Source organism: Alsobacter metallidurans, assembly GCF_014636935.1.
In the GTDB taxonomy this organism is placed as follows: Bacteria; Pseudomonadota; Alphaproteobacteria; order Rhizobiales; family Beijerinckiaceae; genus Alsobacter; species Alsobacter metallidurans.
Genome location: NZ_BMES01000002.1, coordinates 1,170,277 through 1,188,116 on the forward strand (window position 1 = coordinate 1,170,277; position 17,840 = coordinate 1,188,116).

Sequence of the window (17,840 nt, forward strand, 5' to 3'; positions counted from 1 at the left end):
TGGCCATCACTCAACGCCGCCAAACCCGATGGCCCCGTTTTAGCTGCATTGCACAACGAATGTCAATGATTATGCTGCAGTGCACCATTCACCCTTGGTCTATCCCCCAGGTTGCGTTCTTAACCAGCGCGTAACCCCAACTCGGTAGCGTCCATCCCTGTGCCGAGAATGCGACAGTGGGCCCCCTCGCCCCAGCATTCCCGGTCCGGCTCGTGTCGTGGAGCCGTCACAGGGGATGTGGGTATGGGTATGCGTCAGGGTTTGTTCGCGAAGCGGTTCGGCGCCTTTGCGTCGATCGTCGTGACGGCTTCGGCTATCGCCGTCATCGCCTCCCCGGCCGAGGCGCGGCGGCGGCATCACGGCGGCGGGGGCGGTTACAGCCCGCCTTATGCCGACATGGTGGTCGACGCCAAGACTGGCCGCACCTTGCACGCCGTCAACGAGGACGCGCTGCGTCACCCGGCGTCCGTCACCAAGGTGATGACGCTGTTTCTTTTGTTCGAGCAGCTCGAGAAGGGCCGCTACCAGCTCGACTCCGAGCTGAAGGTCAGCGCCCACGCGGCCGCCCAGGCCCCCTCCAAGCTCGGCCTGCGCCCCGGTTCGACCATCGAGGTCGAGGACGCCATCAAGGCGCTCGTTACCAAGTCGGCCAACGACGTGGCCGCCACGGTGGCGGAGAACATCGCCGGCTCCGAATCCGAATTCGCCGAGATGATGACCCGCAAGGCGCGCCAGCTCGGCATGAGCCGCACCGTGTACCGCAACGCGTCAGGCCTGCCCAACCCCGGCCAGGTCACCACCGCGCGCGACCTCGTCACGCTCGGCCGCGCCCTGCAGGACCGTTTCCCGAAATACTACCGCTATTTTTCGACGCCGGTGTTCGCCTACAAGGGCGGCTACCACCGCAACCACAACCACCTCCTCGGCCGCGTCGAGGGCATGGACGGAATCAAGACCGGCTACACCCGGGCTTCCGGCTTCAACCTGCTGACTTCCGTGCGCACCGACAACCGCCACGTGGTGGCGGTGGTGCTGGGCGGCCGCTCGGCCGGCGCCCGCGACGCCAAGATGGTGTCGCTGCTCGACGACAACATCGACCGCGCCTATGCGGGCGTCCGCACTGCGCCGCCGGCGACCGAAGTCGCGGCCGCCGTGCCGACCCCCGAGGCGCGGCGCGAGGCGCTAGCCGCCCGCGAGACCATGGCGGCGCGCGAAGCCAAGGACGCGCGCGACGCCAAGGAAAGCCGCGAGATCGACGTTGCGGCCGTAAAGGAGATCGTCAAGGAAGCTCCGAAGGTTCGGGTCGCCTCCGCGGACGAAAGCATTCCGATGACCACGGCGGCGCTCACCCCCGCCCGGCCGCTCGCCCGTTCGACGGACGGCATGAGGCCGAGCGCGGACGTTCCGGTCGTGCACCTGACCGAATCCACTCCGGCGCCCCGCCGCATGGCCGACGCCTCGGCCGCCAGGCCGGTCGTCGCATCCGCGATCGGGGCCTCCACGACCACGCCGTCCAGCGGCATGCGCTGGGTAGTCGGGGCTGCGCCCGTCACCCGCGCCGAACCCGAGACCAAGCTCGCCCGCCTTGAACCCCGGTTGGACGTAAAGGCCGACGCCCGCCCCGAGCCGAAGGCGGAAACCCGGGTCGAGAAAACAGCCGCCGCGCGCCCGGCTGCCGGCGGCTGGATCATCCAGCTCGGCGCCACCGACGACGAGGACAAGGCCAAGGACATCCTGGCCCGCGCCAAGGCGGCCGATCGTGCACTGTCAAAGGCGTCGCCCTTCACCGAGAAGGTGCAGAAGGCCGGCTCGACGCTCTACCGGGCTCGCTTCTCGGGCTTTGACGAAGACGACGCCCAGACCGCCTGCAAGCAGCTCAAGCGCAGCGGCTTCTCGTGCTTCGCGGTGAAAGGCTGACGCACCGAACTGGGGGCGGCGATCCGCCCTCTGGAGAATCTAAAGCGGCCAAAGGCCGAGAGACGCCGCGCAAAGCGGCGCGATCGAAACAGAGAGCAAAGCCCGGGCGTGTATTGGCCCGGTTCGAACGGAAGACAGCCGAAACCACCGGAACGCGCGTGGAGTATCAGCGATGCCGGTTCAACAAAACGTCCTTGGCCTGATTTACCCTGGTGGCGAGATACGTCGAGCCCCCCTGGTCGGGATGCAGTTTCTTCATCAGGTCTCGGTGCGCGCGGCGGATGTCCGCCTCCCCGGCGCCCGGCTGAAGGCCAAGGATCTCGTAGGCCTCTTGCTCGGACGGCATGCCCGCGCGACGGCCTCCATCGCCGCCCGGCCGCGCGTCCGCGTCGTCCTGCGTTGCCTGACGCCGTCCGGGAAACCGGCGGTCAAGATACGCATCGAGGAGCCGTGATCCATCCGGATCCCCGGCCAGGCACAGTTGCGCCAATTCGGCGAGCTGCGTCTCGTCCAGCTCGTCGAGGCGGCGCCCTTCCAGCGGGCCCGCCAGCACCCGGCCGTTCAGCGCCCCGGTGTCATGGTCGAGTTCCATCTCGAGCAGCGCCGACCTGACGCGCGACTGCCCGCCCGGCGTCGGCTGGGTGCGTTGCGCCCATGCGGGGAGCGCGAAGCCCTTGAGGCCGAGCAGCCAGGCGCCGCCGCCCGCGATCACCATCGCGACTTCAATCTGCCCGCGCATCAGTACGAACGCCGCGAGCCCGAGGCAGGCCACGCCGCCGGCCTTGCGGAAGATCTTGGCGAGCGCTTGCGGGCTGGCGGTGGCGTAGTTGTGGCCGACATACCAGAGGATGAACAGGACGGCGCCGCCGATCAGGAGTGCCACGCCGGTTACCTCATCTGCCCAAGCAGGCGCTGCGCGCCCGCTTCGCGCTTCGCCAGATCCTCCAGCGCCACCCTGCCCCCGGCCGCATAAGCGGCGGCTGCGCGCAGCAGCGCAGCGAGCTCGGTCGGAGCCGACGCGTCAAAGCGCGCATAGGCGCCGCCGGTCAGCCGGGCGATGTCCTGGAAGGCGCGAGCCGCGGCGGGGTCGCTCCCCTCGTGAAACATGAAAGCCTTGACGCCCAGCAGGCCGATCTCGCCCGCGACCGCGCAGAGGTCGTCCAGGCGTTCCTCCATGGCGTCGCCCACATAGACAAGCGCGTGGACGGCCGCCTCCCGCGTCTCCCCGCGCACATGCTCCAGCACTCGACCGATCTGGGTATGGCCGCCGCGGCAATTGATGGACCGCATCAGCCCGGTCAGGCTGCGCGGATCGGCGACGAAACGGGAGGCGCGACATTCCGAGAAGCCGCGAAAATAGACGAGCTGCACGTCAAGCCCGCCAACGCGCGCCGCCTCGTCGAACATGCCGCCCTGCAACGCGCAGGCGAGATCCCAGGTTGGCTGCCGGCTCATGGTGGCGTCGAGCGCGAACACCAGCCGGCCGCGCTTGCCGTCGCGGCGCGGCGCGAGCGAGCGGGCGTCCTGCAGGAAGCTGTCGATGTCGCGCGAGGGCGACGACGCGATCGCGCTCCCGCCCGAACGTGTCACCCCACCCTTGTTACCGCCTGAGTTCATGCCGATTCCCTGCCGCTCTTTAGATTGGCGGGCCGGGACCGGAATGCAACGGGGACTACCCGAGACCTGATGGCGACCTAATGGCCCTTTTGCATCTCGAAGCGGGCGTGCCCGCCCATGCGCACCTCGGTGTTGCCGAAGCGCAGCGTGGCGGGGCGGCCGGTCATGAGCGGCGCAGGCGCGGGCTCAACTTCCTGGTAGGGCTGCGGTCGCTTGTCGAACACGTTGGAACAGGAGCCGGACCGCATCTTCACACCCGGCGCGACCTCGGTCACCGCGCAGGAGCGATCCATGGCGGCCGCGACCCCACAGGTCGCGAGCCCGCCTACAGCTCCAGCCATGACCACGAACAATCGCATGTAGCGCCCCCCGATGCGTCGGGGAGAGGGAGCACGGCAACTGAGGAGATTCTGTGACGCAACCCTGGGCTCGGCCATGGAGGCGGCGCTCGGTGTCACAGCAGCCCCAGCTCGGCGAGTTCCCGCCGCAGCGTCTCCGGCAAGGTCATGAGGTCCGCCCCGAAGGAGCCGAGGTCGCGCGGCGCCGACTTGGGCTCCAGATAGCGCCAGCCTTGGAACGGGCGGCAGGGACGCGGGTCAACCGGCGTCACCACGGGCTCGAGAACGAGGTGGCAGCGCCCGATTCCGTCCGCGTCCTTGAACGGCCGGATGTCCTGCAGCGGCTGCCGGCAGGCAATCTGGCCCTTGATCACCCAGAACAACGAGCCGCCGTCCAGGATCTCGGCGACCCGCTTGGGGACCATGCGGGTGGTGTGCTTCTGCTCGTGCGGCCGGTGGAGGCGGCGCGACAGGGCGGCGTTCTCCTCGATCCAGCCTTCGAGATCAGCGATCGAGTCGCAGCCGACGCAGAGCTTGAGAAGGTGCAGTGCCATGCCGCTGTGGTAGCGCGGCTCGCGCCGCCCGCCAACGCGGCGTTGCGGCGCGTTGTGGACAACCTCACTCCTCGCCAACCACCACGATGAGCTTCGCGCCTTCAGGCACCTGCTGGCCGGCCTCTGCGGCGATCTCCACCACGGTGCCGGCGCGTGGCGCCACGAGCGCGTGCTCCATCTTCATGGCCTCGACGATGGCGAGCCGCTGGCCCTTTTCGACCGCCTCTCCTTCGGTGACGAAGATCGCCACCACCTTGCCGTGCATCGGCGCCTTCACGACGCCGCCGGCATCGTCATCGTCGCCCGCATGCGCTAGCGCGTCGTGGAGCCGGACGGAGGTCTGCCGCCCACGATCCAGCACGATCAGCCCGTCGTCCGTCTCGACGATCGCGAGAGCGTGCTCGCCGACCGGCACGGGATGGCCGGGGATATCGACGCTGGCGCCGTCCTCGTCCCAGCTCAGGACGCCGTCGTGGCGCTCGCCTTCCACGATCAGCGGCAGCCCGGTGCGGCGCTCGCCCGACAACTGGAAGCCATCCGCCACGTCCCAGGGCGACGGCCCGCCGCGGCGCGCCACGGCGGCGGCCTCCAGGCCGCGCTCTGTCTGACGGGCCACGAGCGCCAATGCGCCGGCGGCTGCCGCAGCTGCGGGAAAACCTTGAGGCGTTGCGCCAAGCGCCTCGAGGTTGCGGTCGATGAAGCCGGTGTCGAACCGACCGGCGCGAAACTCCGGCGCTTCGCACAGCGCCTTCAGGAAGGCTACGTTGGAGCGCGGCCCCGCCACCACGGTGTCGCCCAGCGCCGCCGCGAGGCAATCGAGAGCCTCCTCGCGGGTGTCGCCATGCGCGATCACCTTGGCGATCATCGGATCATAGAATGGCGTCACGCTGTCGCCCTCGACGACGCCCGTGTCCACCCGCAGCCGGTCGGCCTGCGGGAAGCGCAGCGCCCAGAGCCGGCCCGTGGACGGCAGGAATCCCTTCTCGGGGTCCTCCGCGTAGACCCGCGCCTCCACGGCGTGACCCTGGATCTGCAAGTCGTCCTGGGCAAAGGGCAGCTTCTCGCCGGCCGCGACGCGGAACTGCAGCTCCACGAGATCGAGCCCTGTGATCGCCTCCGTGACCGGATGCTCAACCTGCAGGCGGGTGTTCATCTCCATGAAGAAGAAGCCGTCCGGCCGCAGCCCGTTGGAGCCGTCCGCGATGAACTCCACCGTGCCGGCGCCCACATAGCCCACCGCCCGCGCGGCTTCCACGGCGGCCTTGCCCATGGCGGCGCGCACCTCCTCGGGCATGCCGGGCGCGGGCGCCTCCTCAATCACCTTCTGGTGGCGGCGCTGCAGCGAGCAGTCGCGTTCGAACAGGTGGACGACATTGCCGTGCCGGTCGGCGAAGACCTGGATCTCGATATGGCGCGGCGAGCGCACATAGCGCTCCACCAGCACGCGCGGATCGCCGAACGCATTGGCGGCCTCGCGCTGGGCGCTTTGCAGCGCCTCCTCGAAGTCGAGCAGCCGGTCGACCCGGCGCATGCCTTTGCCGCCGCCGCCCGCCACCGCCTTGATCAGCACCGGAAACCCGATATTCGCCGCTCTCTCGCGCAGAAAGGACGGGTCCTGCTTGGGCCCATGATAGCCCGGCACCACCGGCACATGGGCGCGCTCCACAAGCGACTTGGCGGCGTCTTTCAGCCCCATGGCGCGGATCGCGGACGCAGGCGGGCCGATGAACGCCACCCCGGCCTTGCCGCAGGCCTCCGCAAACTCGGCGTTCTCGGACAGGAAGCCGTAGCCCGGGTGAATGCAGTCGGCGCCAGCGTCTCGCGCCACGTCAAGGATCCGCGAACCGACCAGGTAGCTCTCCCGCGCCGCCGCGGGCCCGATCAGATAGGCCTCGTCCGCGTCGTGGACGAACAGCGCATCGGCGTCCGCCTCCGAATGCACCGCGATGGTGCGCAAGCCGAGCCGCTTGGCGGTGCGGATGATCCGGCAAGCGATCTCGCCACGATTGGCGATCAGGACGGAGGTGAACATGGTCTTTTCCGATCGCTTCGTCACATCCGGAACACGCCGAAGCGCGTCTCCTCCACGGGGGCGTTAAGGCAGGCCGAAAAGGCCAGTCCGAGGACGCGGCGGGTTTCGGACGGGAGAATGATCCCGTCGTCCCACAGCCGCGCGGTGGCGTAATAGGGGTTGCCCTCGGCTTCGTACTGCGCCCGGATCGGAGCCTTGAAGGCCTCCTCCTCGCGGACCGGCCACTTGCGGCCCTCCGCCTCGATGTTGTCGCGCCGCACGGTGGCGAGCACGCTGGCGGCCTGTTCGCCGCCCATCACCGAGATGCGCGAGTTCGGCCAGCTGAACAGGAATCGCGGGCCGTAGGCGCGCCCGCACATGCCGTAATTGCCGGCCCCGAAGGAGCCGCCGAGCAGCAGGGTGATCTTCGGCACCTTGGCGCACGCGACCGCCGTGACAAGCTTCGCGCCGTCCTTGGCGATGCCGCCGGCCTCGTATTGCCGGCCCACCATGAAGCCCGAGATGTTCTGCAGGAACAGCAGCGGGATGCGCCGCTGGGCGCACAGCTCGATGAAGTGCGCGCCCTTCACGGCCGACTCGGAAAACAGGATGCCGTTGTTGCCGATGATGCCGATCGGCATGCCCCAGATCCGGGCGAAGCCGGTCACCAGCGTGGTTCCGTAGAGCGCCTTGAACTCGTCGAAGCGCGAGCCGTCCACCAGCCGGCCGATCACCTCGCGAATGTCGTACTGCTTCTTCAGGTCGGTCGGAACAAGCCCTTCGAGTTCGTCGGGATCCAGCAGCGGCTCCTCGGGTTCTGCGATCGCGAGGTCGTCGGGCTTGCGGGTGTTGAGGTTGGCGACGATCCGCCGGGCCAGCGCCAACGCGTGGGCGTCGTCGGCCGCGTAGTGGTCGGCCACGCCCGAGATCCGGGCGTGCACATCGGCGCCGCCGAGGTCCTCGGCCGAGACCTCCTCGCCGGTGGCGGCTTTCACGAGCGGCGGGCCGCCCAGGAAAATGGTGCCCTGCCGGCGCACGATGATGGTCTCGTCCGACATGGCCGGCACATAGGCTCCGCCGGCCGTGCATGAGCCCATCACCACCGCGATCTGCGGGATGCCGAGCGAGGACAGCGTCGCCTGATTGTAAAAGATGCGGCCGAAATGCTCCTTGTCGGGGAACACCTCGGTCTGGTGCGGCAGGTTCGCGCCGCCCGAATCGACGAGGTATACGCAGGGCAACCGGTTCTCGCGCGCGATCTCCTGAGCCCGCAGGTGCTTCTTCACCGTCATCGGGTAGTAGGTGCCGCCCTTGATGGTGCTGTCGTTGCAGACCACCATCACCTCGCGGCCTTCCACGCGGCCGATGCCGGCGATCATCCCGGCCCCGTGGATGGCGTCGTCATACATCCCGTGGGCCGCGAGCGCGCCGATCTCCAGAAAGGGTGAGCCCGGATCGAGCAGCCGCATCACGCGCTCGCGCGGCAGGAGCTTGCCGCGCGCGAGGTGGCGTTCCCGCGCCTTGGGAGGCCCGCCGGCCGCGGCGGCTCCGCGCCGGCCACGCAACTCGTCCGCGAGTTGGCGCCACTGCGCGGCGTTGCTCTCGAACTCCGGTGAAAAACGATCGACGACGCTCGATAGGACGGCCACGCGAAACTCCCTGCGCCCGGAGTCGCACCGGGCGCGCAGATCATGCCGCAAGCGGGCCGGAAGGCAATCGCGAGCGGATGCACACGGCGCCTTGGCGCGCCGTCACGAGCCTGCGGGGATGCGCAGCGGGCACAACGGATCGGGAACGCCCCTGCGCTAAACTCCGCTGCAGGAGGGCGGCATGACGCATCAGATTCTGGCGCTCGCGATGGCGGCGCTCTGCGGTTGGGCAGGCAGGTCCATGCGGCAGCCCGGGGCCGGAACGGCGTCGCGCGTGCTCGGCCTGCTCGCTTTCGGGGCGGCGACGGCCCTGGTGGACGACGCGCTCGGCGGCCTGCTGCTCGGCGCCCTCACCTCCGGGCCGGTTCCAGCCGGCGCGGAATCAACTCTCGAAGAGCTGCTCGGAAAGCTCTGAGCCGACTCGCGAAAGCGCTCAGCCCTTCGGTTTCGGTTGAACCGGCTCCACTGGGCCGCCAGCCTCCTTCCAGGCCTTAAAGCCGCCGCCCACATGCGCCACCGGCTTCAGGCCCATCTCGCGCGCCGTCCGGGCCGCCAGCGCCGAGCGCCAGCCGCCCGCGCACATGAAGACGAAGCGCTTGTCCTCGGCGAACACCGGCTTGTGGTAGGGGCTTTCCGGGTCAATCCAGAATTCCAGCATGCCGCGCGGGCAGTGCACCGCGCCGGGCACGCGCCCTTCCCGCTCCAGCTCGCGCGGGTCGCGGAGATCCACCAGCACCGTGTCGTCGCGGCCAAGAAGGCCGATCGCGTCGGCCGCCGGCACGGTGTCCACCACGGCGTTGGCCTCGGCGAGCAGGGCCTTGTAGCCCTTGCTGATGGTCTGCGGCATGCGTCTCTCCCCTGATGGGCCAGGAGGATGGGTCGGCGTCGCGACCCGCGTCAACCGCGCAAGCACGGCCTTGGCTGTGCGCCACCGCATTCACAACAACGAGGCGGCTTGCACGGCCCCGTCGCGCCGCGCCATTCTGCGGCATGATCTTTTCCAAGCTCGACCTCGCCGCCATCGCGTTTTTCCTGGTCGCCTGGGTCGGCTATGTGCTGCTCGTGGAGGGCAACCGGCTCGGCCGGCGCAGCCTCAACGGCATCATGCACGAGTTTCGCCGGCGCTGGATGGAGCGGATGCTGGCGCGAGACGTGCGCATCATCGACACCCAGATCATGGCCAGCCTGCAAAACGGCTCGGCCTTTTTCGCCTCCACGTCCCTGCTGGCGGTAGGCGGCTCCCTGACGCTGCTGCGCGCCGCCGACGACGTGCTGCGGGTGTTCGGCGACCTGCCCTTCGGCATCGAAACACAGCGCGGGCTCTGGGAGATGAAGGTGATCGGGCTCGCAGTGATCTTCGTCTACGCGTTTTTCAAATTCGCGTGGAGCTACCGCCTGTTCAACTACGCGGCGATCCTGCTCGGCGCGACGCCGCCCGTTGAGGCGGCCGACGATCCCGCCGCGCTGATGCACGCCCACAGCGTCGCCGGCATGACCACGGCGGCGGGGCGGCACTTCAACCGCGGCCAGCGCGCGTTCTTTTTCGCGCTCGGCTATCTCGGCTGGTTCTGGTCGCCGACGGTGTTCATTCTGTCGACCTTCGCGGTGCTGGTCGTGATGGCGCTGCGCCAGTTTCGGTCCGACGGCATGCGGGCGGCGCTCTCCGCGTCCGACGCTGGCGCGACTTGACCCGACCTGCGCTTGGGCGCACGCAAGCGCGATGACGACTCAGCCGACTGCCCCCGCCAAGATCCCCGCCGAAACCCTGGAGGCCACGATCCTGTCGCTCGCGGGCGACCGCGGGGCCGAGAAGACGATCTGCCCATCCGAAGTGGCGCGCGAACTCGGCGGCCCGCATCCGGACGGCTGGGGGCCCTTGATGATCCCGGTGCGCCGCGCGGCCGTGCGCCTCGCTCATGCGGGGCAGATCGTGATCTACCGCAAGGGCAAGCCGGTCGACCCGGACGACTTCAAGGGCGTCTACCGCATCGGCCTTCCCCGGCAGGATTAAGCCGAAACAGCCTCAGCCCGGGAACAGCTCCCGCGTGTGCCCGGCGGCGCGCTCCACCGCCAGGCCAATCCACTCCCGGGTTGCCGTTTCAAAGCGCTTCAGCCCGTCGCCGACCGCGAGCGCCATCTTGATGTCGCCGGGCCCCGCCGTACGATAATCGACCGGGAACGGCACGACGTCGAAGCCGGCCGCCCGGAACAAGCCCATCGAACGCGGCATGTGGTAGGCGGAGGTGACCAGCAGCCAGCGCTGGCCGCCCTGCGGCTTCACGAGATCGCGGGTGAACAGCGCGTTCTCGTAGGTGTTGCGGGAGCGCCGCTCAAACGTGATGCGCCCCGGAGCAAGGCCAAGCTCGCCGATATGCTGCTCCAGCACGGCGGCTTCGGTGCTGTCCTGGTCTACCAAGTCGCCGGATCCGCCGGTGAACACCACCGGCTTTTCCGGATATCGCCGGGCGAGATCCGCCATGGCGACGAGGCGCTCGGCTCCTTCGTTCATCAGCAATTGTCCGCGCCCGCGCGAGTTCGCCGGCTCCGGCGCGCCGCCGAGCACGATCACGCCCACAAACGGCTGGCCATCGTCTCGCCACGCTGGGAAGCGCTGCTCGAGCGGCAGGATCAGGAACGTGCCGACCGGCAGGAGGCCGATCACAAGCAGCAATGATGCGCCCGCAACGGTCAGCGCCCGGCCCGCGCGCCGGAAGCGCGTGAAGCCGAGCAGCCCGCCGGCGAGCGTCGCCAGGGCGAGCAGGTTCGTGGGTCCGGCCAGCAGCCAGAGGACCTTCGAGAGAACGAAATACATCTGGCCCCCTCGCCCGGCGCTGGTCCCGGCGGCTCAGCCCTTGTTGGCCTTGAACGCCTCGTAACGCGCCTTGGTCTCCGCATTGGCGGGGTAGAGCCCCGGCAGCGGCACGCCGCGGCCGACCTCGGTCATGATCCAGGCTTCGAGCCGCTCCTGCTCGGGGCCTTCCTTGAGCACGGTTTCGAGATAGGCGGCAGGGATGCACACCGCGCCGTCCGCGTCGGCCACGATGACGTCGTCCGGGAACACCGCGACGCCGCCGCAGGCGATCGGCTCCTGCCAGCCCACGAAGGTCAGGCCCGCCACCGAGGCCGGGGCGGCCGTGCCCTGGCACCACACGGGCAGGCCGGTCGAGAGCACGCCCGAGATGTCGCGCATAACGCCGTCGGTGATCAGCGCCGAAACGCCGCGCTTGGCCATGCGGAAAGCGAGGATGTCGCCGAAGATGCCGGCGTCCGTGACCCCCATGGCGTCCACCACCGCGATGCAGCCTTCGGGCATGTCCTCGATGGCTGCGCGGGTAGAGCGCGGCGACGACCAGGATTCGGGCGTCGCGAGGTCCTCGCGCGCCGGCACGAAGCGCATCGTGAACGCCTTGCCGGCGATACGCTTGCCCTGCGCGGTAGGCAGCGGCATCGGCCCACTCATCCAGAGCCGCCGCAGACCCTTTTTCAGCAGCACCGTCGTGATGGTGGCGGTGGAGATCTCCTGGAAGGCGGCAAGCGTGGCGGCGTCGAGAGACATGGCGGATCAATCCTGGATAATGGGCGGCGGAGAGTGGCGCCGGGCCGGCCGCCGCGCAAGGCGCGCCCGCGCGGGCTGGACGGCGCGGCGCGCATGGCTGCGGCTCAGCTATCCCACTGGGGCGCAAAGGCCGGGTTGATCATGCGCCCATCGGGCCGGGCCATCCGCGAGATGGCCGCCATTTCCTCGTCTCCGAGCGAAAAGTCCCAGATGTCGTAATTCTGCTGGATGCGGACCGGATGCGACGACTTCGGGATCGCGATCACGCCGTCCTGCTGCACGTGCCATCGCAGCACCACCTGCGCGCCGGTCTTGCCATGCGCGACCGCGATCTCCTGGACGACCTTCTCCTCGGTGTCTGTTCCCTTGCCGATCGGCGAGTAGGAGGTGAACGCCAGGCCGTGGCGGCGGGCTTCGGCGAGCAGCCGGTGTTGGCTCAGCGTGGGATGGTACTCGCATTGCAGCGCCACCAGCGGCTCGTCGCAGAGCCGCACGGCCTCGTCCAGCAACGCAATGGGGAAGTTGCACACCCCGATGTGTCGCGCCAGCCCGCGGCGCTTGGCGTCGCAAAGGGCGCCGAGAGAGTCGGCGAGCGGGATCTCGGGATTCGGCCAATGGATGTGCAGCAGGTCGACGTGATGCAGCCCGAGCTTCTTCAGGCTGGCCTCGGCCGACGCCTGGAGCGCGCCGGGCGCGATATCGGTCCACCACACCTTGGTGGTGACGAAAACCTCGTCGCGCGGCAGGCCGGCGACGCGCAGCCCCTCGCCGACTTCGGCTTCGTTGCCGTACATCGCGGCCGTGTCCACGTGCCGATAGCCGACGCGCAGCGCCTCCAAGACCGCGTCCACGCAGGCCTGGCCCTCCGACCGAAACGTCCCCAACCCGAGTGCGGGGATACGGGCGCCGTGGGCTTCGACGATGATGGGCTGGGACATGCGGCGATCCTCCGGGTTGTTGCGGGCCAATCTAGGCCGGCTCGCCCCGAAGTCACCCCACGCAGCGCGCAGGGCGCCCGTGCGGCTCAGCAGCGTGACGCTGGCCGGGCACGCGGGAGAAGGTTCACCTCGCCGTCATTGCGAGGAGCGAAGCGACGAAGCAATCCAGACGCCGGGCGGTAGGCTTCGAGCTACATGGCCCAGCATCAGCTGGATTGCTTCGCTTCGCTCGCAATGACGGGAGGGGAACGCACCGTCTTGTCCCGGCCATCCACGCCGGAGCCCAGCGCTTGGATCCCCGGGTCGAGCCCGGGGATGACGGTGGAGGGATTCTGCGAACCTGAGAGGCAGAGGCGCGCGACTGCTCCCATGACTGTCCCGAGTAGCTCCAAAGCTGGGACTTCGGCCCAGCGAGGGAGAGTGCGTCAGGCTGTGAGACCCGGTTACGTCAGAACGGCAGGTAGCTGCGCACCGAAGCGGTGGCCTCGACCTCCGCCACTGCCGCAGGCGGCATGAGGCCGGGAGGCGCGCCGGAGGGCGGCGCCATGTCGGGTGCGATGCGACGGGCGGGCGCAGCCCCGGGGCGCTGTGTGGAATCCAGGAACGCCATCCACTGCTTCTCGCTGCCGTGGAAGGCGTTGCGGTCCACGTCGCCGCGGATGCCCGGCACGCGGCCTGTGGTGGTCCACTGCCACAGCGCGTATTGGCGGTCCGAATAGCGCTCGTGCGGCTCGGCCGCGACGCTGCGGATCCAGAACGGGTACTCGTTCAACTCGCCGCGCAGCACCTCCTCGTGGAAGGTGATGTCCGTGTAGATGATCGGCCGCTTGCCGGTATGGCGCTCCAACTCGGCCAGCATGATCTTGATCTTCTCAAGCGCTACGTCGCGCGGCACCTTTTTCGGGCAGGTCTGCGAGTGGCCGTTCCATTCCACGTCCAGCACTGGCGGCAGCGCGTCCGGATCGGTCGGGATGTGCTGCACGAACCACTTGGCCTGCTCGGCCGCCGGCCGGCACCAGTACACGAAGTGATAGGCCCCAACCGGCACGCCCGCCGCCTTGGCGCCGGCCCAGTTGCGGTTGAACGCCGGGTCGAGATGGTCGCCACCCTCGGTCGCCTTGATGAAGGCAAACTTGGTGCCGGCATCGCGTACGGAGTTCCAGTCGACCTCGCCCTGCCAGCGCGACACGTCGATGCCGTGGATCGGCAACGTCTTCGCCCGCGCCACGCCGGGATGCGGCTTGACGTCCCCTTTGCGGGGATAGTGGTCGGGGGCCATCGTGCAGCCCGCGAGAAGGAGGGAGAAGGCGACAGCGACCGCGCCGAATACGCCGGTGGTCGGTCCGCGAGAAAGGATACGCATCAAAGCTCGCCGCTCGGTGGACGGGAACGCGATACCCAGCAAATCGACCAAAGGTCTTAAGAAACAGGAAACACCACACCGGAGCCGGTTGCAATCACCCCAGGCCGAACCAGAGCGTCGCAATCCCCAGAAACGAGAAAAACCCCACCACATCCGTCACCGTGGTGACAAAGACGCCGGACGACACGGCCGGATCGGCGCCGACCTTCTCAAGCGTCAGGGGGATGAGGATGCCGCCCAGCGCGCCCGCCACCAGGTTGACCAGCATGGCGATGCAGATCACCGCGCCGATGTTCCAGTCCTGGAACCAGAGCGACGCCACCGCGCCGGTGAGCAGGCCGAAACCGATCCCGTTCAGGAGGCCCACGAGGCTTTCGCGCAGCGTCACCCGGAAGGCGTTGCCGGCGCCGAGCTCGCGCACCGCCAACGCCCGCACAGCCACCGTCATGGTCTGCGTCGCCGCGTTGCCGCCCTGGCTGGCCACGATGGGGGCGAGCACGGCCAACGCCACCATTTTCTGGAGTTGCCCCTCGAACAGCCCCAGCACGGCCGAGGCCACGAAGGCCGTGATCAGGTTCACGAACAGCCACACGAACCGGCTGCGCGCGATGGTCATCACGGTGTCGGAGAGCTCCTCGTCCCAGCGCACGCCGCCGAGCGCCTTCACGTCCTCGTCGGCCTCTTCCTGGATCACGTCCACGACGTCGTCGATGGTCACGACCCCCACCAGACGCTCGGCCTCGTCCACCACCGGGGCGGACACGAGATTGTAGCGCTCGAACAGGCGAGCCACCTGCTCCTGGTCCTCGGTGGCGTGTACGCGCCGCCGATCCGTGCTCATCAGCGCGTCGACGCGCTCGATGCGCGGGCTGCGGACCAGCTTGTCGAGAAAGATTTGCCCGAGCAGCCGGTGGCCCGGATCCACCACGAAGACCTCGAAAAAGCTCTGCGGCAGATCCTCGGTGGCGTGCAGATGGTCCAGCGTCTGTCCGGCCGTCCAGAACGGCGGCACGGCCACCAGCTCCGTCTGCATCAGGCGCCCGGCCGAATCCTCCGGATAGTCCAGGCTCTTTTGCAGGGCGACGCGCTCGGAGGCGGGCAGGCCTTCGAGAATTTCGTTCTGCTCGTCCTTGTCGAGATCCTCGAGGATATAGACCGCGTCGTCCGACTCGAGGTCCTTCATGCCCTCGATGACGGTCTTGGTCGGCAGCTCGTCGAGCAGCTCCTCGCGGATGCTGTCGTCGACCTCGGTGAGCGCGGCGAAATCGAAGACGTCGCCGAGCAGCCCGATCAGGCGGGCGCGTGCGTCGGCCGGCAGCGCCTCGATCAACGCGCCCTGGTCGGCCTCGTGGAACGGGCGGACGAGATCGCGGACCTTCTCGGCGTCCCCGGCCTCAACGGCTTGCGCGACGGCGTCCACGTAATCGCGGCTGACGTCGCCCTCCTCGTCGCGAAACGCGAGGATCCGCTCAGCCGACTTGGCGCCGTCGTCGAGGTCCAGCATGCGCATCCGTCCCCGAGTCGGAGGTGGGCCCGGGGCCTTGTATCACTCGCGGCGCCCCGCGCAACGCGCCTCTCCGCCGCAAGAAGCGAGCTACGGATCCTTAGAGGATTTCGGGCAGCGTGATTGTCCTCGCCAGCCCGGACCCCGAAGGCCGATGTCCACACTTCCCAAGCACATGCCGGCGCTCGATGGCTTGCGCGGAGTGGCGATCCTGATGGTGATCCTCCATCACGCAGCCGAGGGCCGCTACGGCGCTCTCGCCATCTACGAACGTTCGGGGAGCCTGCCCATGTTGCAGTTGCCCGAATGGCTCTCTGCCATCGCCGAAAACGGCATGCATGGGGTGCAACTCTTTTTCGTCGTGAGCGCCTTCACGCTCACCTGCCGCATGAGCCAAAACGGCGGAAGCCTCGCTCACTACGCCCTGCGACGGCTGGCCCGGATCGGCCCAGGCTACTGGATCGCCCTGCTGGGCTACGGCGCATTGGCCGGCTTCGGTCCCACCCTGCGCGCGCCCGACGGGCTGAGCCCGATGGACCTGCTCATCGGCGCCCTGTTCGGAAGCGTCTGGCAAGGCGGCGCCGCATTGGCGGTTGTGCCTGGCGGTTGGTCGATCTCCTGCGAGGTCGCCTTCTACGTCGCGTTGCCGGTGATCCTCGTGGTTCTGGACGGACGATTGCTGCGTGCTCTTCTGCTTTGCGCGGTCGCGACTTTGCTGGCTCTTCAGCTCCAGCTCCGTGGCGAAGCAGCAGGAACCTGGACGTTCGAAGCGTTCGTGAACCCGTTGGCGCAAGCGCCGGTCTTTGTGTTCGGAGTCGCGGCCGCGCTGGCTGCGCGCCGCTTCGGGTGGAGGCCTCCGCCCGGGCTGGCGCTGGCGCTGGTCGCCATGTTGGCGCTGCTTCCGGCCGCGCACAACGTCGTGTTCGCCATGATCGCGGCCGCCGCCACTGCGCTCGCGGCCCGCCGACCGCCGGCGCTGCTCGCCAGCCGGCCGCTTCGAGCCGTCGGCGAAGTCAGCTACAGCATGTACCTCGTTCATTTCGCGCTGGCCCTGCCCTGCCTCGAAATCGCCGAACGAGTCGCGCCAAGGTCCGACTGGACGACGCTCGCGGTCTCGTTTCCTCTGCTCGTCATGGCCAGCTTCGCGGTCGCGCTCGTAACGCATCGGTGGATCGAGAAGCCGTTCATCATCTGGGCCGGGCGGTTTGGATCAGCGCCGGCGCCGTACGCGGCGAGCGGCTTTGCCGCGCCCCCGCCTTCAACTGTGCCGGAGGTCGGCCGCGCATGACGTTCCACCCATCCAGACGCGCGGTTGCGGCAGGCCTGCTCGCCTTGACAGGAGCCCGCCCGTCCCTCGCTTCGACGTGCGCTCCCGACCGCCTCGGAACCGCCCGCATGCTCCCGGTGGGGACGCGCGGCGGCCTGCAGGTTGGCTTGAAGACATACCCGGCCGCCTTGCCGCTCGGACCTCGCGAGGTTGTCCTGACGTTCGACGACGGGCCCTCCCCCGGAACCACCCCACAGGTGCTGGACGCGCTCGCCTGCGAGGGCGCCAAGGCGACGTTCTTTCTGATTGGCCGTAACGCCGAAGCCCATCCGGCGCTGGTGCGGCGCATCCGGGAGAACGGCCACACGCTGGCCTGCCACACCTGGTCCCATCCCTGGACCATGCGCAACCTGTCCGGCGCCGCACAGATTCGCGAGGTCGAGCACGGCTTCGCGGCGATCGCGGCCGCGATCGGCGCACCTGACGCCAGACCCGGCCAGGGCGGCGTCGCGCCGTTTCTGCGTTATCCGGGCTTTGCCGACACGCCTGCCGCCAACGCCTGGGCGGCCGAGCGCGACATCGGCGTTTTCGGCTGCGATCTGTGGGCCTCCGATTGGGTCCACATGACGCCGGATTTCCAGCTCGCACGCATGATGGACCGCCTGCGCCACGCCGGGCGCGGCGTGATCCTGTTTCACGACACGCAGGCGCAAACCGCCGCCATGCTGCCGGCGTTCTTGCGCGCGCTGAAGGCGGAGGGTTATGCGCTGGTTCACCTGCAGCCGGGATCAGGTCGAACCGAGACAGTCGCCGCGCCGGCGGGATGGACAAGCGAGACGGAACGCATCATCGCCGGGATTCGGCTGCACCGTGGGGTGTAGGACCCCAAAACGAAACGGCGGCCCGGACCTTTCGGTCCTGCCGCCGTTCGGAGCCCGGGGGCTCGAAGAGCACTGGTGCGGTCGAGAGGACTCGAACCTCCACAACGGTTAAGTTACTAGCACCTCAAGCTAGCGCGTCTACCAATTCCGCCACGACCGCAACGTGTTTCAGGTGGGCTTCCAAGGAGGTCGCCCGACCGGAACGGCGCTCCGTGTAACAGAAGGATTCCGGGTCCACAAGCGCC

18 protein-coding genes and 1 tRNA gene are annotated in these 17,840 nt (G+C 68.8%); 6 read left to right on the forward strand and 13 right to left on the reverse strand.

Going from position 1 to position 17,840, the window contains the following annotated elements:
* Positions 1-243 precede the first annotated feature (243 nt).
* Positions 244-1,917: a serine hydrolase gene (locus IEV99_RS15790; protein ID WP_371875795.1), complete on the forward strand. Its 1,674-nt coding sequence runs from the start codon at positions 244-246 to the stop codon at positions 1,915-1,917.
* 166 nt (positions 1,918-2,083) lie between these two features.
* On the opposite strand, the gene IEV99_RS15795 is transcribed toward IEV99_RS15790, so the two are convergent.
* The 6 genes from IEV99_RS15795 to IEV99_RS15820 all read right to left on the reverse strand — a co-directional run bounded on the left by IEV99_RS15795 (position 2,084) and on the right by IEV99_RS15820 (position 8,086).
* Entirely contained in the window at positions 2,084-2,800 is a 717-nt protein-coding gene (locus IEV99_RS15795; RefSeq protein ID WP_188518707.1) for a DnaJ domain-containing protein, read from the reverse strand.
* 5 nt (positions 2,801-2,805) lie between these two features.
* Positions 2,806-3,534 carry a vWA domain-containing protein gene (locus IEV99_RS15800; RefSeq protein WP_188518708.1) on the reverse strand — a complete coding sequence of 243 codons (729 nt, stop codon included), beginning with the start codon at positions 3,532-3,534 and terminating at the stop codon, positions 2,806-2,808.
* A gap of 77 nt (positions 3,535-3,611) precedes the next feature.
* Positions 3,612-3,893: a hypothetical protein gene (locus IEV99_RS15805; protein ID WP_188518709.1), complete on the reverse strand. Its 282-nt coding sequence runs from the start codon at positions 3,891-3,893 to the stop codon at positions 3,612-3,614.
* A 95-nt stretch (positions 3,894-3,988) separates the two neighbouring features.
* Positions 3,989-4,426 carry a DUF1489 family protein gene (locus IEV99_RS15810; RefSeq protein WP_188518710.1) on the reverse strand — a complete coding sequence of 146 codons (438 nt, stop codon included), beginning with the start codon at positions 4,424-4,426 and terminating at the stop codon, positions 3,989-3,991.
* Between the two features lie 64 nt (positions 4,427-4,490).
* Positions 4,491-6,458, reverse strand: a complete 1,968-nt coding sequence (locus IEV99_RS15815) for an acetyl/propionyl/methylcrotonyl-CoA carboxylase subunit alpha (protein ID WP_188518711.1) — start codon at positions 6,456-6,458, stop codon at positions 4,491-4,493.
* A gap of 20 nt (positions 6,459-6,478) precedes the next feature.
* Positions 6,479-8,086, reverse strand: coding sequence for a carboxyl transferase domain-containing protein (locus tag IEV99_RS15820; RefSeq protein ID WP_188518712.1), 1,608 nt, complete (start codon positions 8,084-8,086; stop codon positions 6,479-6,481).
* A 181-nt stretch (positions 8,087-8,267) separates the two neighbouring features.
* Here IEV99_RS15820 and IEV99_RS15825 point away from each other — a divergent pair, with 181 nt between their 5' ends.
* Positions 8,268-8,501, forward strand: coding sequence for a hypothetical protein (locus IEV99_RS15825; RefSeq protein WP_188518713.1), 234 nt, complete (start codon positions 8,268-8,270; stop codon positions 8,499-8,501).
* Positions 8,502-8,519: 18 nt separating this feature from the next.
* On the opposite strand, the gene IEV99_RS15830 is transcribed toward IEV99_RS15825, so the two are convergent.
* A complete protein-coding gene (locus IEV99_RS15830) occupies positions 8,520-8,933 on the reverse strand; it encodes a rhodanese-like domain-containing protein (RefSeq protein ID WP_188518714.1) in 414 nt (137 codons plus the stop codon).
* 143 nt (positions 8,934-9,076) lie between these two features.
* Here IEV99_RS15830 and IEV99_RS15835 point away from each other — a divergent pair, with 143 nt between their 5' ends.
* On the forward strand, positions 9,077-9,775 hold the full coding sequence (locus IEV99_RS15835) for a DUF599 domain-containing protein (protein WP_188518715.1): 699 nt from the start codon (positions 9,077-9,079) through the stop codon (positions 9,773-9,775).
* Positions 9,776-9,806: 31 nt separating this feature from the next.
* A complete protein-coding gene (locus IEV99_RS15840) occupies positions 9,807-10,097 on the forward strand; it encodes a DUF3253 domain-containing protein (protein WP_188518716.1) in 291 nt (96 codons plus the stop codon).
* Positions 10,098-10,109: 12 nt separating this feature from the next.
* Here the strand turns inward: IEV99_RS15840 and IEV99_RS15845 are convergent, their stop codons facing one another.
* The 5 genes from IEV99_RS15845 to mgtE all read right to left on the reverse strand — a co-directional run bounded on the left by IEV99_RS15845 (position 10,110) and on the right by mgtE (position 15,447).
* Positions 10,110-10,898: a YdcF family protein gene (locus IEV99_RS15845; RefSeq protein WP_188518717.1), complete on the reverse strand. Its 789-nt coding sequence runs from the start codon at positions 10,896-10,898 to the stop codon at positions 10,110-10,112.
* 33 nt (positions 10,899-10,931) lie between these two features.
* Positions 10,932-11,642 carry a ribonuclease activity regulator RraA gene (locus tag IEV99_RS15850; RefSeq protein WP_188518718.1) on the reverse strand — a complete coding sequence of 237 codons (711 nt, stop codon included), beginning with the start codon at positions 11,640-11,642 and terminating at the stop codon, positions 10,932-10,934.
* Positions 11,643-11,746: 104 nt separating this feature from the next.
* Positions 11,747-12,580 carry an aldo/keto reductase gene (locus IEV99_RS15855; RefSeq protein ID WP_188518719.1) on the reverse strand — a complete coding sequence of 278 codons (834 nt, stop codon included), beginning with the start codon at positions 12,578-12,580 and terminating at the stop codon, positions 11,747-11,749.
* A gap of 448 nt (positions 12,581-13,028) precedes the next feature.
* The gene (locus tag IEV99_RS15860; RefSeq protein ID WP_188518720.1) at positions 13,029-13,943 is read right to left on the reverse strand and encodes a glycoside hydrolase family 25 protein; all 915 of its coding nucleotides are present in this window, start codon (positions 13,941-13,943) and stop codon (positions 13,029-13,031) included.
* 94 nt (positions 13,944-14,037) lie between these two features.
* Complete coding sequence (gene mgtE / locus IEV99_RS15865; RefSeq protein WP_188518721.1) at positions 14,038-15,447, reverse strand: magnesium transporter; 1,410 nt, start codon at positions 15,445-15,447, stop codon at positions 14,038-14,040.
* Positions 15,448-15,601: 154 nt separating this feature from the next.
* On the opposite strand from mgtE, the gene IEV99_RS15870 reads away from it, so the two are divergent.
* Complete coding sequence (locus tag IEV99_RS15870; protein ID WP_188518722.1) at positions 15,602-16,735, forward strand: acyltransferase family protein; 1,134 nt, start codon at positions 15,602-15,604, stop codon at positions 16,733-16,735.
* Positions 16,736-16,842: 107 nt separating this feature from the next.
* Positions 16,843-17,595: a polysaccharide deacetylase family protein gene (locus IEV99_RS15875; RefSeq protein WP_244643893.1), complete on the forward strand. Its 753-nt coding sequence runs from the start codon at positions 16,843-16,845 to the stop codon at positions 17,593-17,595.
* A 73-nt stretch (positions 17,596-17,668) separates the two neighbouring features.
* Here the strand turns inward: IEV99_RS15875 and IEV99_RS15880 are convergent.
* Positions 17,669-17,755: transfer RNA gene (locus tag IEV99_RS15880), tRNA-Leu, on the reverse strand.
* Positions 17,756-17,840 lie beyond the last annotated feature (85 nt).

Excerpts from the sequence above, each read along its gene's own strand:
- IEV99_RS15860 (WP_188518720.1), bottom strand. The coding sequence starts at position 13,943 with ATGCGTATCCTTTCTCGCGGACCGACCACCGGCGTATTCGGCGCGGTC.
- IEV99_RS15840 (WP_188518716.1), top strand. The coding sequence starts at position 9,807 with ATGACGACTCAGCCGACTGCCCCCGCCAAGATCCCCGCCGAAACCCTG.
- IEV99_RS15855 (WP_188518719.1), bottom strand. The coding sequence starts at position 12,580 with ATGTCCCAGCCCATCATCGTCGAAGCCCACGGCGCCCGTATCCCCGCA.
- IEV99_RS15830 (WP_188518714.1), bottom strand. The coding sequence starts at position 8,933 with ATGCCGCAGACCATCAGCAAGGGCTACAAGGCCCTGCTCGCCGAGGCC.
- IEV99_RS15825 (WP_188518713.1), top strand. The coding sequence starts at position 8,268 with ATGACGCATCAGATTCTGGCGCTCGCGATGGCGGCGCTCTGCGGTTGG.
- IEV99_RS15810 (WP_188518710.1), bottom strand. The coding sequence starts at position 4,426 with ATGGCACTGCACCTTCTCAAGCTCTGCGTCGGCTGCGACTCGATCGCT.
- IEV99_RS15850 (WP_188518718.1), bottom strand. The coding sequence starts at position 11,642 with ATGTCTCTCGACGCCGCCACGCTTGCCGCCTTCCAGGAGATCTCCACC.
- IEV99_RS15800 (WP_188518708.1), bottom strand. The coding sequence starts at position 3,534 with ATGAACTCAGGCGGTAACAAGGGTGGGGTGACACGTTCGGGCGGGAGC.
- mgtE (WP_188518721.1), bottom strand. The coding sequence starts at position 15,447 with ATGCTGGACCTCGACGACGGCGCCAAGTCGGCTGAGCGGATCCTCGCG.
- IEV99_RS15790 (WP_371875795.1), top strand. The coding sequence starts at position 244 with ATGGGTATGCGTCAGGGTTTGTTCGCGAAGCGGTTCGGCGCCTTTGCG.
- IEV99_RS15870 (WP_188518722.1), top strand. The coding sequence starts at position 15,602 with ATGTCCACACTTCCCAAGCACATGCCGGCGCTCGATGGCTTGCGCGGA.
- IEV99_RS15845 (WP_188518717.1), bottom strand. The coding sequence starts at position 10,898 with ATGTATTTCGTTCTCTCGAAGGTCCTCTGGCTGCTGGCCGGACCCACG.
- IEV99_RS15835 (WP_188518715.1), top strand. The coding sequence starts at position 9,077 with ATGATCTTTTCCAAGCTCGACCTCGCCGCCATCGCGTTTTTCCTGGTC.
- IEV99_RS15815 (WP_188518711.1), bottom strand. The coding sequence starts at position 6,458 with ATGTTCACCTCCGTCCTGATCGCCAATCGTGGCGAGATCGCTTGCCGG.
- IEV99_RS15875 (WP_244643893.1), top strand. The coding sequence starts at position 16,843 with ATGCTCCCGGTGGGGACGCGCGGCGGCCTGCAGGTTGGCTTGAAGACA.
- IEV99_RS15805 (WP_188518709.1), bottom strand. The coding sequence starts at position 3,893 with ATGCGATTGTTCGTGGTCATGGCTGGAGCTGTAGGCGGGCTCGCGACC.